We start from the raw sequence: 15,669 nt of genomic DNA on the forward strand, positions 1-15,669 counted from the left end.
AATGTATTAATTAAGTGTTCTTCAATTCTTCCTTAATGGCAGCCACGGGCTTGAAATTCAGCACCAACTTGGGTGGCACCAGCATGCGTTGCTGTGTGCCGGGGTTCACAATGATGCGCTCCAGACGTTTCTTCACTTCAAAGGTTCCGAAGTTTGCAATCTGCACACAGTCGCCATTCTCGAAGCGATCTCCCATCTCCTCAACGAGGTAAGTCACCATTTTCTGAGTGTCTGCCTGCGTATACCCAGCTCTAAGTGCCAGTTCTGCGATAAATTCCTTGTTGTTCATGCCTCTCCGTATAAATCAAATTCGTCACTGTCCGTTATCTTCACCTCATAAAAACAGCCCGTGCGCAGGTTTCGCTTGCCCACTGGTATGAGCACCTCAGGATCCACCTCGGGAGAGGAGGCCTCCGTACGACCTACATAATAGTTCCCTTCCTTTCTGTCAATAATCACCTTGAACGTCTTGCCTATTTTCGCGGCCTGGATCTCCGCACTGATATCCTGCTGCACAGCCATCAGCTCGTCCAACCGTCTCTGCTTCACCTCCGCAGGCACGTCGTCCTCATAATGGAGGGCTGAATAAGTTCCTTCCTCCTCAGAATAAACAAAGGCACCCATTCGCTCAAACCGCACTTCGCGCACGAAGTCGAGCAGTTCCTGAAAATCCTCCTCTGTCTCACCCGGAAATCCGACCATCAGCGTGGTGCGCAAGGTGATGCCCGGCACCTCCTGCCTGATTTTCCTGATCAGCTCCAAGGTCTCGGCCTTGCTCACATGTCGGAGCATACGGCTGAGAACATGATCAGAGATGTGTTGCAGCGCGATATCCAAGTATTTACAGACATTGGGTTTTTCACGCATCACGTCGAGCAATTCGAGTGGGAACTGATTGGGATAGGCATAGTGCAACCTGATCCATTTCACCCCCGGAATATCGGCCATGCGACTTATTAGCTCGGCGATTCGGGGCTTTCCGTCGATATCCACCCCATAATAAGTGAGCTCCTGCTCGATGATCTGGAACTCCTTGACACCCTCGGCAACCAACTGTTTCACCTCTTCCAAGATGTCTTCCATGCTTCGCGATGTGTGCCTGCCCGTCATCAGTGGTATTGCACAATAGGCACAATGGCGGTCACATCCTTCCGCAATCTTGATATAGGCGTAATGTCGGGGTGTGGTGAGTTTCCTTCCCGCCGAGAGTTCCTTGCGCCGTTGGGTGAACAGGGCATCGCTATCCTTCGGATCTTCCGATGGACCAAGGTCTTGCAAGAGTTGCTTGAAGTTGAACTTCCCATAGAATCGATCCACCTCCGGAATCGTCTTCTCGAGTTCATCCTGATAGCGTTGTGACAGACAGCCCATGACATAGAGCCGTTTCAGCCGTCCCTCGTTCTTGGCCTCTGCAAACTCCAAGATGGTGTTGATGCTTTCTTCCTTGGCAGCATCAATAAATCCGCACGTGTTAACTACGGCTATTTCGCCCTGCACACGCTGAGGGTCGTGCACGCAGCGATACCCCAGATTCTCGAACTGTCGCATCAGGTGTTCGGTATCTACAAGATTCTTCGAGCACCCCATCGTGACAAAGTCTATTTGGTTTTTCTTCATCTATGGTTTAAAATAGCGAATCCACAAACTCCTTGCGGTTGAACAACTGCAAGTCTTCCATTTTCTCGCCCAGTCCGATATATTTCACCGGAACTTTCAGCTGGTCGGAAATACCGATCACCACTCCGCCCTTGGCCGTTCCGTCAAGTTTGGTGATGGCCAATGACGTGATTTGCGTGACGGCTGAAAACTGCCGGGCCTGCTCGAAGGCATTCTGACCCGTGCTGCCGTCGAGAACAAGTAGCACTTCGTCCGGGGCAGAGGGAACGACCTTCTTCATCACATCTTTGATCTTCTTCAGCTCATTCATCAGTCCCACCTTGTTGTGCAGCCTCCCGGCCGTATCAATCAACACCACGTCTGCGCCGTTGGCCTTGGCACTTTGCAGGGTGTCGAAAGCCACACTGGCGGGGTCGGCCCCCATCTGCTGTTTCACGACCGGTACGCCCACACGGTCACCCCAAATGGAGATCTGCTCCACGGCGGCCGCACGGAAGGTGTCGGCTGCCCCGAGATATACTTTCTTGCCGGCAGCCTTGAACTGGTAGGCCAGTTTACCAATGGTGGTCGTCTTGCCGACGCCGTTGACCCCCACGACCAGTATGACATACGGGCTATGGTCGGCGGGCAACTCCCAGTTGTCATTGTCGTCAGAGTTGTTTTCCGTGAGCAACGATGCAATTTCATCTTTAAGAATTCCGTTCAGCTCCGATGTGGAGACATATTTGTCTCGAGCCACCCGTTCCTCGATTCGCTCAATAATCTTCAGCGTTGTATCCACGCCCACATCAGAAGTAATGAGCACTTCCTCAAGGTTGTCGAGCACATCCTCGTCTACCTCCGACTTCCCGGCAACGGCACGTGCCAACTTGCCAAAGACGCTCTGCTTGGTCTTCTCGAGTCCCTGGTCGAGCGTGGCCTTTTTTTTCTGATTAAATAGTCCGAATAATCCCATGTCATGCAATTCATTAATTTGTATGCAAACTTACGAAAAAATATCGAACTTCCCGAGAGTTACGGCAAAAAGTTAACTCCGATAATCAGCAGCGCAAGTTCACATCCGTCTCATACCCTCGTTCCCTGACGAGAGGTGACTCGGGAGAGCTTGTGAAATGAAGCTCAACACGATACCACATCAACCATGAGGCAACGCTTACAGAATACTAAAAAATATTTAGGCCTGAAAAATTTATTTAAAGAAAATGAAACAAAAGCTTGCAATCTCATTAAATTTATATTATCTTTGCAACCGTTATCCTGAAAACAATCTTTTTACCTTAAAGGAAACTAATACCTATTGAAGATTTGAAGCGGTTGCCTGTGAAGGCCATCGCTTTTTCTTTTTTTATACCACCCAGTCACACGCTCTGCCCACACAACCCATACGCCTATTAAGATAGGTGTCAAGATGGATTCGCAAGATATCCGTACGGTTCGATTCACACCCGAAACGCCTAAAATATTACTTTTTCATACTTTTTTATGAAAAAAGTTATCTTTTTGTTTTGTTTTTTGCTAAAAGTGTGTAACTTTGCAACCGCGTTTAGATTATAATTGGCGTTTCGTAAAAAGATTATTGATAACTTAAAAAAGTATTGTTATGAAAGCAGCAGAAATCGTAGAGAGATTGCAACAACGCTTCCCCAACGAGCCTGAGTATTTCCAGGCTGTCCGGGAGGTACTCGAATCCATTGAAGAGGAGTACAATAAGCACCCTGAATTTGACCGCGCCAACCTCGTGGAGCGACTGTGTATACCCGACAGAATCATCAAGTTCCGTGTGAACTGGGTGGACGACAAGGGCAACGTCTGCACCAATATGGGTTACCGCATCCAGCACAACAACGCCATCGGCCCGTACAAGGGAGGTGTGCGTTTCCACGCATCGGTGAACGAGAGCATCCTGAAGTTCCTGGCATTCGAGCAGACTTTCAAAAACTCCCTGACCACACTTCCCATGGGAGGTGCCAAGGGCGGTTCCGATTTCTCGCCCCGTGGCAAGTCGAATGCTGAAGTCATGCGCTTCTGCCAAGCTTTCATGCGTGAATTGTGGACCTACGTCGGTCCCGACTGCGACGTTCCTGCCGGCGACATTGGCGTTGGCGGACGTGAAGTGGGTTATATGTTTGGACAGTATAAGGCCCTGACCCACCAGTTTGTGGGCATCCTCACCGGCAAGGGACAGGAGTTCGGAGGCTCGCTCATCCGCCCTGAGGCCACGGGTTACGGCAACGTGTATTTCCTGAAAAACATGCTCGAAACCCAAGGCATGGATCTGAAAGGCAAGAAGGTATTGGTGTCGGGTGCCGGCAACGTGGCTCAGTACACCATGGAGAAACTCATCCAGTTGGGTGCCATCCCGATGACCTGCTCGGATTCCGACGGATACATCTACGACCCCGACGGCATCAACGAGGAGAAGCTCGCCTATATTATGGAACTCAAAAACATTGAGCGGGGACGCATCAAGGAATATGTAGAAGAATATCCCACGGCAAAATATGTGGATGGCAAGAAACCTTGGTTTGAAAAGGCTGACATTGCAACCCCCTGCGCCACACAAAACGAAATCAACGAGGAGGCTGCCAAGGCCTTGGTTGCCAACGGCGTGATTGCCGTGAGCGAAGGTGCCAACATGCCCTCCACACCCGAGGCCGTGAAAGTGTTCCAGGATGCCAAACTGCTCTACTGTCCGGGCAAGGCCAGCAACGCAGGCGGTGTGTCGGTATCGGGACTCGAAATGACGCAGAACTCAGAGCGAATCAAATGGACCAGCGAGGAGGTGGATGCCCAGCTCCACCGCATCATGAACGACATTCATGACAACTGCGTGAAGTATGGCAAAGAGCCTGACGGCTACATCAACTATGTAAAAGGCGCCAACGTGGCAGGCTTCCTCAAGGTGGCCAAGGCCATGATGGCACAAGGCGTTATTTAAAGCAAAAATTAACCTTGATTTGACAGCAAAACCCGGACGATCTACCGTTGTCCGGGTTTTTCTTGTGACAAGCAGATGGGGGCATCGCGCATACCACATGGCTGAGCCGTCTTAAAAATAAGACCAAAAAGCTTGATAAAAGGTCGCTCAGTTTTTGCGTATTCTAAAATAAAAAGGCAGGAGCGCGAAATACGCGAGTTTTGAGCCCATTTGACAACTCCCTGGCTAACAGGCCTTTGCAATTCAACACGCTTTTTCGCACAGATTTCGGCAGCTCCGGGGCTTGCGAAAGCATATGCAACGGTCATGCGGCAAGAGCTTAAACGCGTGGCGAGAAGAGCCCACACGCGATCCGGGAAGGCTTGAACCGCGGTGCGATCTGACCCTAACGGCAAACCGATGCGATTTTTCCAACACGAGGCATGGCGATTGAACAGACTTTCTGTCGGAAATAATGGCGAAAACAAGCCCATCGAAACCTGGTTTGAAAAAAATCAGAGCCCGTTTTTTATGAGCAAAACTTGACATTCTCTGTCACCTGACACCAGATTCCTATCATTTCCAATCCCACGAAAACAACGATTCTGGGCAGCTTGCTGTTCGGCCTCGAACGCTCTGAACGCCTCCCATTTTAAAATAATTATAAATGTTTGATGCACATGCTTGCTTTTTGATTCTTTTGTCTATCTTTGCAACATGAAGCGCACAATTATTTTCATCATTAGCATATTGATATACACCACTGCCATGGCCCAGATGCAATACGTGGAATGCGAAGATACGTGCAGCCACATCCATGGCATCGACCTGAGCCACTACCAGGGCACAGTGTTCTGGGAAGCCGTGGGCAAGAGCAAAATGGCCTTTGTCTACCTGAAGGCATCAGAAGGCGGCGACCATATTGACGCCAGATACAAGCAGAACATAGATTTGGCTCATCGGTACGGGCTGAAGGTGGGATCATACCACTTCTACCGTCCCAAAACACCCCAGCAAACACAGTTGGTGAACTTTATGGCACAGTGCAGGCCCTACGACCAAGACCTCATTCCGATGATCGATGTGGAGACAACCAGTGGTCTGTCGATTGACGCATTCCGCGACTCCCTGTTCAAATTTATCGACCTGGTGGAAAAAGCCTATCAGCAAAAACCCCTGATCTATACCGGGGCCAACTTCTATGACCGATATTTGCTGGGAGCCTTGAAAGACCACAAGGTCATGATTGCACAATACACCGAACGAATCCCGGTGCTGAAAGACGACCTCGACTTCATACTGTGGCAGTATACCAGCAAGGGACACCTTGACGGAATCAGTGGCTATGTGGACAAGAGCAGGTTCATGGGCAACCATGTGCTGAGGGAGATCAGATTCAGGCACAAGGCCTTGAGGACTGAGGAGGAGCAGCAATAAGGAATGAATGAGATACGTAACGACAATGATATTTAGATATTATGGCTATCATTAAATGTCCGGAATGTGGACGGCAGGTAAGCGACAAAGCGCCTGTATGCCCGAACTGCGGGGTTGAAATCGCGGGAAAAATTATCAGATGTCCACAATGTGGCGAGATTTATTTCAGTAATCTGGCACGCTGCCCCAAGTGCCAGCATCCAACACACGCGCCCGAACAAGCTGTCGGCGAGGGTGCGGAAGAACGCGTGCGGAAAGAGGAACCACCGATACACGAAGACCCCGCAACCGACAACCAACGCGACACGGCTGACACGGCCAAGCCGGTTCGTCAAAAATCGGGCAAAGGCAAAACCATTGCACTGATCGTATCGTTGTGCATTGCACTGGTGATTGGCGGTGTGTGCTTTTATTTCTACAACGATGCCAAGGCGGCGAAAGAGAATGAGGCGTTTGCGTTTGCGATCGAAAGCGACGAGCCGATGGTGTTGCAAAACTACCTCGACAACAACCCGGACGCTCCTGCAGACCATCGGGAATCGATAACAGCACGACTTGAGTTCCTGAAAAAACAAGACAATGATTGGACCAACGCCTTGGTAAGCGGTTCAAGAACAGCCTTGGAAGACTATCTGGCCAAACACCCCGACTCGGAACACAGTCTGGAGGCCAGGCACAAGATGGACTCCATCGACTGGGCGGATGCCGCCAGGGAAAACACCGTGGAGGCCATGCAGCTATACCTTACGCGGCATGCCAATGGCGAGCACGTGGACGAGGCCAATGCCACCATCAAGGAAATCAAGACCAAAACCATTCAGGACGAGGATCGGAAAATCGTGGCCTTGTCGCTGAGGCGATTCTTCCTAGGCCTCAGTGCGGGCGACGGGAAAATGCTGATGGCCTCGGTGACGCCGATACTCAGCAATTTCCTGGGAAAGACAGATGCCACGCAAGCCGATGTGGTGACCTTCATGAACAAGATTTATAAGGAGGACGTCATCGGTATGGACTGGCGCACGAACAACGACTACCAAATCACCAAAAAGGAGGTTGGCGACGAACAATACGAATATACCGTTAACTTCTCGGCCATACAGAAGATAGAGCGCACGGATCAGAGCAAGGAGAAAGAGGCTCACTATCAAATCAAGGCAACCATCAACCCCGACGGCCTGATATCGGCCATGAGCATGACGAAGATATTGGAGTAGAAACGAGAGGACTTGGGTCGTTTGTCGTCCAAGGATTTCGTCCACGGACACGAGTGCGAATGATGCAAAGTAAAGTTAAAACGCACGAGCCGTGGTAAACTTTTCCTACAAATGATTAACTTTGTGAGCAATAAACAAACTCCAAACTATCAATGACGAAAAGAGCTGTTCTATCTTGTATCGTATTGGTCTATGCATTCCTGCTTCATGCTCAGACCGACTATAGCCGGTATTATCAAAACCTGCCCAAGCCCATGCCCACCGTACAGGCTCCCGTCATACCCTGCAACACGGTCAACCTGAAGGATTTTGGCGCGACGGGCGATGGCACAGCGATGAACACCGAAGCTTTCAGCAAAGCCATATCTGCACTCAATAAGCAAGGTGGGGGACGTTTGGTTGTTCCGGCAGGAATATGGCTGACGGGGCTTATCTCCCTGAAAGACAACATCGACCTACATCTGGAGCGAAACGCTGTCATTGTGTTCTCGCCGGATAAGCGAGACCTGATCCCCGTCAAGGACGGGAAGCCGGATGCCAAGGCTGCCCCCTGCATCAGGGCATCCAAGCGGAAAAACGTTTCCATTACCGGTGAAGGCATCATTGACGGTAATGGAGAATACTGGCGCCCCGTGAAGCGAGGCAAGGTGAGCGACACAGAGTGGAATCAGTATAAGGCCATGGGCGGAACGATAACCGAGAAAGGCGACTTGTGGTATCCCTTCAACCTGAAGCATCTGCCCAACGTGGCCGACAATTACGATGCACAGGAAAAGATGCGCACACACCTCGTCAGATTCACCGATTGCCAGAATGTGCTGGTTCAGGGAGTGACCCTGAGAAACTCGCCCAAGTTCCACCTCGTTCCCCAGCGCTGCACCAATGTGATTATAGACAACGTCAAGGTGATATGCCCATGGAACGCACAGAACGGCGATGCAATTGACATTGGCAACTGCAAGAATGTGCTCATTGTCAACAATACGATAGACGCAGGCGATGACGGCATCTGCATGAAGGGTGGCGTCGGGCAGAAAGGAGTGAAAGACGGGCCTTGCGAGAACATCAACATACAAGACAACATCGTCTATCACGCACACGGAGGTTTTGTGATCGGTTCGGAATTTTGTGGTGGGATGAAAAACATATTTGTCCACAACAACACGTTTGCAGGCACGGATACGGGCTTGAGATTCAAGAGCGGCGTGGGCCGCGGCGGCACAACCAGCGACATCTATATTTCAAAAATCTATATGACCGACATTAAGGATGAAGCCATCGTGTTCCAGTGTGACTACGTGGACCGCGCCGTGGGAGCCAAGGCTCAAACCAACAAGCCGACATCGTTCTCGCCCAACTTCACCGACATTCACATCTCCGATGTGGTGTGTTACGGGGCGAAGACCGGAATCAAGGCTACAGGAGCCAAGGGCATGATACATGGCATCGAGGTGAGCAACAGCACCATTATCTACACCAAAACCGATAAGGCCATCGATCCCGAATGTGAGATCAAGCTGGACAATGTGAAGTTCAGCACTTTGTAGCAATGAGACGTAACGTCAAGAAGATATAACACAATTAATTGATACGACCTATGTTTGGATTAAGCACCACAGAGCTTATTGTCATCGTCCTCATCATCTTGTTGCTGTTCGGCGGCAAGAAGATTCCCGAACTCATGAAAGGTTTGGGCAAGGGAGTGAAGAGTTTTAAGGAAGGCCTCAACGAGATTGAAACCGACCTCAAGACAGACGATACAAAAGCCGACACCACAAAAAACCAGGCGGCGCGGGAAGAAGAAAAGAAAACAGAAAACGCATAACCCATTGTTTCTCAGATAAGCAATGGATTTGCAAGACGCTCCGGATGCGGCCATGGAACAAGAAGATCTAACGTTTTGGGGACACTTAGACATTTTGCGAGGATACCTGATTCGCATGATTGTCGTGGCCCTGGTCAGCTTCGTTGTCGCCTTTGCCTGTAAGGAGTTGCTGTTCGACATTGTGCTGGCACCCAGTCGGTCGGACTTCATCACCTACCGGCTGATGCACGCCGAACCGTTTGAAATTCAGTTAGTCAACATCGGACTCACCGAGCAGTTCATGATTCACATGAAGACGGCGCTGTATTTCGGCATCCTGGCAGCATCGCCCTACCTATTCTATATACTCTATCAATTTATATCGCCGGCACTCTACCGCAAGGAGAAGCAGTATGCCTTCCGGATTATAGCGGGTGGGTATACGATGTTTATTATAGGTATATTGGTCAACTATTTCATCATCTTCCCCCTGACGGTGCGGTTTCTGGGTACGTATCAAGTGAGCACCGAGATTCACAACTTGCTCTCGCTGCAATCGTATATGGACACTCTGCTGATGATGTGCCTTGTTTTCGGAATACTCTTTGAAATACCGGTTATCAGCTGGTTGCTGGCCGTGTTTGGATTGCTCAAGGCCGAATGGATGCAACACTATTGGCGCCACGCCCTCGTGACCATCGTCATCATTGCTGCCGTGATCACCCCAACGGGAGATGTTTTCACATTGTTTATTGTCTCCCTGCCTATCTGGTTACTTTACGAGTTGAGCATTGTTATCGTGAAGTTGACCAACACCAACCACGCGAAGGACGCCATCGACTGACACTGTGAAACGGATGTCTTGTTTCCCAAAGGGCATGCCATAAACCTTTTGGGCATCTTGCTGGTATCGGGGACGTGGGTCGAGTTCTAAAGTCTTGACAAGAACCTTGAGATTTTCCTCGCTGAAACGGCTTCTGATGTCGTCCGGAACGATCACTTTTAGTCGTCGGATGGGATGAACATCGGTGAAGCCGGATCGCACATGCTCATGGCAATCCGTGTATCCAACGTAGGGTTTGATGTCGTAAATCGGTGTGCCATCCATCAGGTCAGCACCCAAAACGTGCAGCACAGGCCCCTTGGCACTCTCCCACTCGACCCGTTCCAGCCTCACCGATGACAAGCCAAGGGGGTTGGGGCGAAACGGAGAGCGAGTGGCAAAGACGCCCATCCGGACATTGCCACCCAACAGCGGAGGACGAACCACAGGACTCGTCGCATTGTGTTTGTTAGCCGAGAAGCCCCAGATGAGCCATAGGAAACTGAAGCCGTCTATGCCTCGCAGGGCATCGGCATTGCGGTATTCGGAGTTGAAAACTACTGTACCAGCCAATTCCTCCACCAATCCGCTCTGTTTGGGAATGCCAAACTTGGAGCTGAAGGGAGAATGAAAAACAGCTATTGGTTGAATTTCCATGGTGTGTACTTGGTAATCATCATGAAGGATCCACAAAAAAGGCCGAGACCAACATGCCTGTCACGGAAATCCAGAAAACAATGGCCGGCAGGCAGAAAGCAGCATGTCCCTCTTTCTCGGGTCTAAAGGCAGCCACCACTTGGGGCGCACAGCGCTTGAGCAAATAGCAGACAAGGGTTGCGTTGACTAATCCCAACAACAGTCCGGCCACAGTGTCTCCTAAATAATGGACGCCGAGATACAATCGTGAATAACACATCATGACGCTCCATAGAACCATCGTGAGGCTAAGCAGGCGGTGGCGGAACATATAAATAACAAAAAACGCGGTGCCCCAGCTGTTGCTGGCGTGGGCTGACGGGAATCCCATGCGGCCACCCCGGTAGCCGTCGACCACATGTACAAAAGCCGACATGGGATTGTCCAGATTACTGGGGCGCAGTCGACCGATACTACGCCGGATGACCGACGAGCACAACTGGTCGTTCAATATCAAAAGGATGATGGCAGCTGCAATGCAAATTAACGCAACTTTCCAACAATAATGTCTGAACAAGACATACCCAAACGACAAGTAAAACGGCAGCCAGACAAACCTCATGCTGTACATCTCCATGAAGTTATCCCAGTAATCCGAATGTATACCGTTAATCCAAAGGGTGAGGTTGGTATCCCAACCTATAAGCGTGTGTAGAATATATAATAAACAGTCTGTCATTATCGTGATGCTATGTCGTCAAAAATGATTTGCACATAAGCCTGTCCCAAAGGCAGATTCTTGCCTCGCTCAGGTCCCTCGTCGACAACAACTCTTCCCTGTTTGTTGTCATAAATGAGTTGGTTTTGATCGTCGATGAGTCCAAAGCCGTCATTCATCATGAAAAAAGCGAAATGTGGAGACTGGGGGTTAAAAATATCCTTGCTGAACAACAGGTTATGCTGGGCAACACCCAACTGGGCAAGCAAAGTTGCGGCAAGATCCTGTTGGGAAGCGTATGTGTCTGTCGTAACTGGCGATTTGATGGCTCCACCTGTCCAAATCATGGGTATATGATACCTCCAAGAAGCGAAATTGTCAGCCCCTTCAGGCCAAGCACCCAGATGATCGGGCACAAGAATAACCAATGAATTCTCCCACCTCCCCGATGCCTTGAGGAATTTTACAAAGCCAGTGATACAGCTGTCAGTGTAGGCAAAGGCATTCAGGATTTTGTTTTCTAGTCGGTTGTATGGCACGTCAAAGGGCTCGTGCGAGCTGGATGTCTGGATAACCCGGAATTGAGGAACAGAAGAATGGTCGTTCGCGAGGTTTTCCTCCACGCGACGAAACAACAGATGGTCGGGCACACCCCACTTGCTCAGTCGGTCGGCAATAGGAAAGTCGACGTCCTCCGTGATGTTGCGGAAGCCCTGATTCACCAAGAAAGACCTCATGTTGGTGAAGTCAGCATCGCCTCCATAATAATAGCTGAGCGCCCAGCCTGCCTTGTCCAAGTGTTCCGCTAAGGAGGGAATGTTTTCCGTTATCTTTGGAAATTTCATCAAACTGACTGTTGCTGGGGACGGATATCCTTGCAAAATAGACACCAGACCACGGTCTGTCCTGAAACTGTTCGCATAAAACCGGGAAAAAAAAACACCTTCTTGCTTGAGGCGATTCAAGCCAGGTGTCACCCCATTCCTCTTCATGAGTGTGTCGGAAAAACTCTCTAAGATGATCAAAAATATATCCGGGCGCTGGTTGGAGAGAACCGAGATGTGGGTGGTGTCGTTTGGAACGCCGGCAGGCTGCAACAACTCCTTAGCCAACTGATGGGCTTTTTGATCATCCATAAACCGATACTGAGAAGCAAAATCCTTTTGGTGCAGCATACTTTCCATGAATGAAAACAAAGGATTCACTGCGGCGTGATTCAGCAATTGATTTTCAGAAAAATATACTTTTCCTGTGTTCATGGATGAAACGGTGACTCCGCCGCGAATGGGAAGAAACAGAGAAGCTACAGCCAACAGGATGACGATGATTCCCAAGGGCGATGTCGCCTTGTAGGCGGTAGGGCTGAAAAATCTGGTGAGAATCTTAAAAAGCCACTGAATCAAGAATGCAACCGCTACCACGGCAATAATGCCGGCCAACCCCGCCAACCAGGGTACACTGGCCAGGGCATCCTTGGGCGAGGACGTAAGGAAGAATACAGGAGTGGCGTCCAAGGGGAAGCGCCAATAGTCATATAGTGCACAATTGGCAACAAAAGCCACAGCAACAACGATGGCAGCAATGACAAACCACCATCGGAATAATTTGTTGACGAAATTTTCGGCACGTCTGGTATGCAATATTCGAAGTGGAATACTGCTACACAAAAGTAGTAAGCCCGGAATGGCAGACAAATAGCCGGCCATCGACAAATCCAACGGGAGGCCGTGCCACATCACCGACAGGGCTTGGCTGACGTCTCCGTTGTAGAACAAGAGAAATACGGGCTTCTGCAAAACAAACAACATCACCCACAATCCATAAATGGATAGTAGGAAAAACAGCTTGTCTTTTAGAATAGAAGATGTCACTGTTATACCACTTAATCAGCCGGCCAAAGGCTCACCACACCATTCTTGTGCAACTCGAACCAAGGCTCTTCATCTCTCAAGGAGATGTCATCATATTCAAAGGGAACCACAACCGTGTCTTGATAATCGGGCAACACCAGTCCCATCTTGCCGTCTTTCTGTGCAATGACCGGCATGGTGAGCAAGTCATCCACATAGACGTAGGGTGTGCGAAGGAAGGTGTAGCTGGCCGAAATAATAACCTTGCCCTCATGATCCTTGATGCCATAATAGCCATTTTCCTCAAACACTTCATGAAAATGGATATACTTGGCCTTCATCCGCTCTTCATAAAACTTTATCGTATCCTCATCGCGCACCATATCACAGAAGTATGAATAGGAATCGCAGAAGTTGGCCATAGCTCTCGCTATCAGCATGCGCCAGTCTAAGTTTTTGATTACCTTACGATTCAGATCGATGTATCGGGCAAAGGCCTCCTCCCGTTCGGGGATATCAAACTGTCTGACACGCGCCTCGAACTTTTCTAACATAGCCAGTGAGCCATGCATGGCCTTGATGTAACGATGTATCTGTCGCCCCATTTCGTCACAAAAAAACTTGTCTATCTGGCGCGTCTCAATTTCTTCTCTAAATATACCTTTCATAATATTACCTCCGAAAAAATGTCATGCTCTTGGCATCACGTTTTGAAGTTAGCGAATATGCAAATATACTAATATAACTTTGTAACACCAAGGAATGGTAAATAATTCTATGTCATATTTGGTTCATCCGACTTTTGGAGTGATAATCTTTAACACGAGAAGCAAGATTATTCCTGACGAGGATGCCTCCTGTGTCCTCTTACATCAACTAAAATGGATCATCATTCATCCATGCAGTTTTGTACTCATCAACAGTTATTCAGGATGAATCCTGAGACAACAGATACTGATATTTTTTCTGACAAACAACTCTCTGTATTTCGCGAATTTAAAAATAAAAATCCATTGGCTTGAAATTCGAGAAATTTGAGATAGTTTGTAGTGGGTTGACAATCAGGGCTTTAATAAATATGATCTTATTATACGATTTTTGTTGTCTACGAATAGATATCAAATGCCACTGCGGTTAAACTCTAATCACGATGCGACAAAGGTTTGGTCGCGCAATCGATAAGCTCGAATCGCGGTGCCACAAGGCTTTAACCGCATCGGTCTTGTGTTCTTGATACTCTTCGGGATTGGAATTATCCGCAAAAACATGGCGCATTTCTGTCCAGATGAGACGAAAGGAAATGGCCGGAAACGGTAATAATATTTTATAAAGTGAAGAATGAAGAATGAAGAATATGCACTACATGACTGTCGTATCACTCGAGATGTCGGATGAACCTCATATTTTTTATGACACCACTGGCATGAGGCAAGCATAAAAGATAAGTTTCTTTCGTTTTTGATGTAAAAATTTAATAACTTTGCAAACAAAAGCCGCCTGAAATATCATGCAGTTTAGTGAAGTCATAGGACAACAGGAAGCCTGTCACCGTTTGCTACAAATGGTGGCGGATCAACGCGTACCTCATGCCTTGATGTTCACTGGTCCGTCGGGAAGTGGAAAAATGGCCCTGGCTCTTGCCTTTGCCTCCTATCTGCTGGGGGAACGCGCGGATGGGCAAACTCTCCTTCAGAGTGAGGCGGCCTTGCGGAATGCTGAAGCTATGCTAAGCAAATGGCAACATCCCGATCTGCATTTCACCTTTCCCGTGATACGTCCCAAGGGCATCTCAAGCGACCATAAGGTGACGAGCGACGACTTTCTGAAAGAATGGAGGGAGTTACTTCATCGTGGTCCTTATTTCACGATCAATCAATGGATGAATTGCATGGACGCCGAGAATCAGCAAGCCGTAATCTACGAAGCCGAAAGCGACGCGCTGAATCATAAGCTCAACATCAAGTCGAGACAAGGTGGATACAAGGTAAGCTTGATTTGGTTGCCAGAGCGAATGAACCTTACCAGCGCTAACAAACTATTGAAACTTCTGGAGGAGCCGCCCGCAAAAACCGTGTTTCTGCTTGTTTCAGAAGAACCGGAACGACTGCTGGAAACCATACGAAGCCGAGTTCAGCGATTTGACATCCATCGCATAGACACAGCCGACATGAGCCGTGCTTTGGTGGAAAGACGGGGCATAGGCAGTGACGATGCCATGCGAATCGCCCGCACGTCAAACGGCAATTGGCTCAAAGCATTGGAACAACTCGATGCAGAAAACGAGAACAAGCAGTTTTTCGACCTTTTTGTAGTCCTCATGCGAAAGGCTTATACCCGCGACCTGAAGGAATTGAAGAGTTGGAGTGAAGATGTATCTTCATTTGGAAGGGAAAAGCAACGTCGTATGCTGATTTATTTCATGCACATCGTGAGGGAAAACTTCATGTATAATTTTCGGCAGCAAGAGATTAACTATATGACTCGGGAAGAAGAGGCGTTTGCACAAAACTTCGCCCGTTTCATTAACGAACGCAACGTGGTGGAGATTTCGGAGATGCTGCAACGCACCATCCGTGACATTGCGCAGAATGCCAATGCGAAGATTCAATTCTTCAATCTGGCCACGGATATGATCATTTATTTAAGACGATAA

Annotated in this window: 14 protein-coding genes; 7 read left to right on the forward strand and 7 right to left on the reverse strand. The window is 49.0% G+C overall.

Features of this window, described 5'->3' with window-relative positions:
* Positions 1–10: 10 nt before the first annotated feature.
* From HMPREF0645_RS01735 to ftsY, 3 genes are read right to left on the reverse strand one after another with little or no spacing between them, the layout of a single operon-like run.
* Entirely contained in the window at positions 11–289 is a 279-nt protein-coding gene (locus HMPREF0645_RS01735) for an HU family DNA-binding protein (RefSeq protein ID WP_007173090.1), read from the reverse strand.
* Positions 286–1,617 carry a 30S ribosomal protein S12 methylthiotransferase RimO gene (gene rimO / locus HMPREF0645_RS01740; protein WP_007173091.1) on the reverse strand — a complete coding sequence of 444 codons (1,332 nt, stop codon included), beginning with the start codon at positions 1,615–1,617 and terminating at the stop codon, positions 286–288. Before rimO ends, HMPREF0645_RS01735 begins: the two co-directional genes overlap by 4 nt.
* 7 nt (positions 1,618–1,624) lie before the next feature.
* Complete coding sequence (gene ftsY / locus HMPREF0645_RS01745; protein WP_007173092.1) at positions 1,625–2,572, reverse strand: signal recognition particle-docking protein FtsY; 948 nt, start codon at positions 2,570–2,572, stop codon at positions 1,625–1,627.
* A gap of 645 nt (positions 2,573–3,217) precedes the next feature.
* Here ftsY and HMPREF0645_RS01750 point away from each other — a divergent pair.
* The 6 genes from HMPREF0645_RS01750 (at position 3,218) to tatC (ending at position 9,833) form a co-directional block, all read left to right on the forward strand.
* Entirely contained in the window at positions 3,218–4,555 is a 1,338-nt protein-coding gene (locus HMPREF0645_RS01750) for an NADP-specific glutamate dehydrogenase (RefSeq protein WP_007173095.1), read from the forward strand.
* A 696-nt stretch (positions 4,556–5,251) separates the two neighbouring features.
* Positions 5,252–5,971 carry a glycoside hydrolase family 25 protein gene (locus tag HMPREF0645_RS01760; RefSeq protein WP_007173099.1) on the forward strand — a complete coding sequence of 240 codons (720 nt, stop codon included), beginning with the start codon at positions 5,252–5,254 and terminating at the stop codon, positions 5,969–5,971.
* Positions 5,972–6,012: 41 nt separating this feature from the next.
* On the forward strand, positions 6,013–7,185 hold the full coding sequence (locus HMPREF0645_RS01765; RefSeq protein ID WP_007173100.1) for a double zinc ribbon domain-containing protein: 1,173 nt from the start codon (positions 6,013–6,015) through the stop codon (positions 7,183–7,185).
* Positions 7,186–7,337: 152 nt separating this feature from the next.
* Positions 7,338–8,732 carry a glycoside hydrolase family 28 protein gene (locus HMPREF0645_RS01770; RefSeq protein ID WP_007173101.1) on the forward strand — a complete coding sequence of 465 codons (1,395 nt, stop codon included), beginning with the start codon at positions 7,338–7,340 and terminating at the stop codon, positions 8,730–8,732.
* Between the two features lie 50 nt (positions 8,733–8,782).
* Positions 8,783–9,010 (forward strand): Sec-independent protein translocase subunit TatA/TatB, encoded by a 228-nt coding sequence (locus HMPREF0645_RS01775; protein ID WP_007173102.1) that lies wholly within the window; start codon positions 8,783–8,785, stop codon positions 9,008–9,010.
* A 22-nt stretch (positions 9,011–9,032) separates the two neighbouring features.
* Positions 9,033–9,833 carry a twin-arginine translocase subunit TatC gene (gene tatC / locus HMPREF0645_RS01780; RefSeq protein WP_007173103.1) on the forward strand — a complete coding sequence of 267 codons (801 nt, stop codon included), beginning with the start codon at positions 9,033–9,035 and terminating at the stop codon, positions 9,831–9,833.
* Here the strand turns inward: tatC and tsaA are convergent.
* From tsaA to HMPREF0645_RS01800, 4 genes are all read right to left on the reverse strand, one after another.
* Positions 9,762–10,469, reverse strand: coding sequence for a tRNA (N6-threonylcarbamoyladenosine(37)-N6)-methyltransferase TrmO (gene tsaA / locus HMPREF0645_RS01785; protein ID WP_007173104.1), 708 nt, complete (start codon positions 10,467–10,469; stop codon positions 9,762–9,764). The two genes, tatC and tsaA, sit on opposite strands and share 72 nt — an antisense overlap.
* A 19-nt stretch (positions 10,470–10,488) precedes the next feature.
* Positions 10,489–11,187: a phosphatase PAP2 family protein gene (locus tag HMPREF0645_RS01790; protein WP_007173105.1), complete on the reverse strand. Its 699-nt coding sequence runs from the start codon at positions 11,185–11,187 to the stop codon at positions 10,489–10,491.
* Complete coding sequence (locus HMPREF0645_RS01795; protein WP_007173106.1) at positions 11,187–12,974, reverse strand: LTA synthase family protein; 1,788 nt, start codon at positions 12,972–12,974, stop codon at positions 11,187–11,189. Before HMPREF0645_RS01795 ends, HMPREF0645_RS01790 begins: the two co-directional genes overlap by 1 nt.
* A 74-nt stretch (positions 12,975–13,048) precedes the next feature.
* Complete coding sequence (locus tag HMPREF0645_RS01800) at positions 13,049–13,684, reverse strand: hypothetical protein (RefSeq protein ID WP_007173107.1); 636 nt, start codon at positions 13,682–13,684, stop codon at positions 13,049–13,051.
* 839 nt (positions 13,685–14,523) lie between these two features.
* On the opposite strand from HMPREF0645_RS01800, the gene HMPREF0645_RS01805 reads away from it, so the two are divergent.
* A complete protein-coding gene (locus tag HMPREF0645_RS01805; protein ID WP_007173110.1) occupies positions 14,524–15,669 on the forward strand; it encodes a DNA polymerase III subunit in 1,146 nt (381 codons plus the stop codon).

The sequence above is a fragment of the Hallella bergensis DSM 17361 genome, from assembly GCF_000160535.1.
In the GTDB taxonomy this organism is placed as follows: domain Bacteria; phylum Bacteroidota; class Bacteroidia; order Bacteroidales; family Bacteroidaceae; genus Prevotella; species Prevotella bergensis.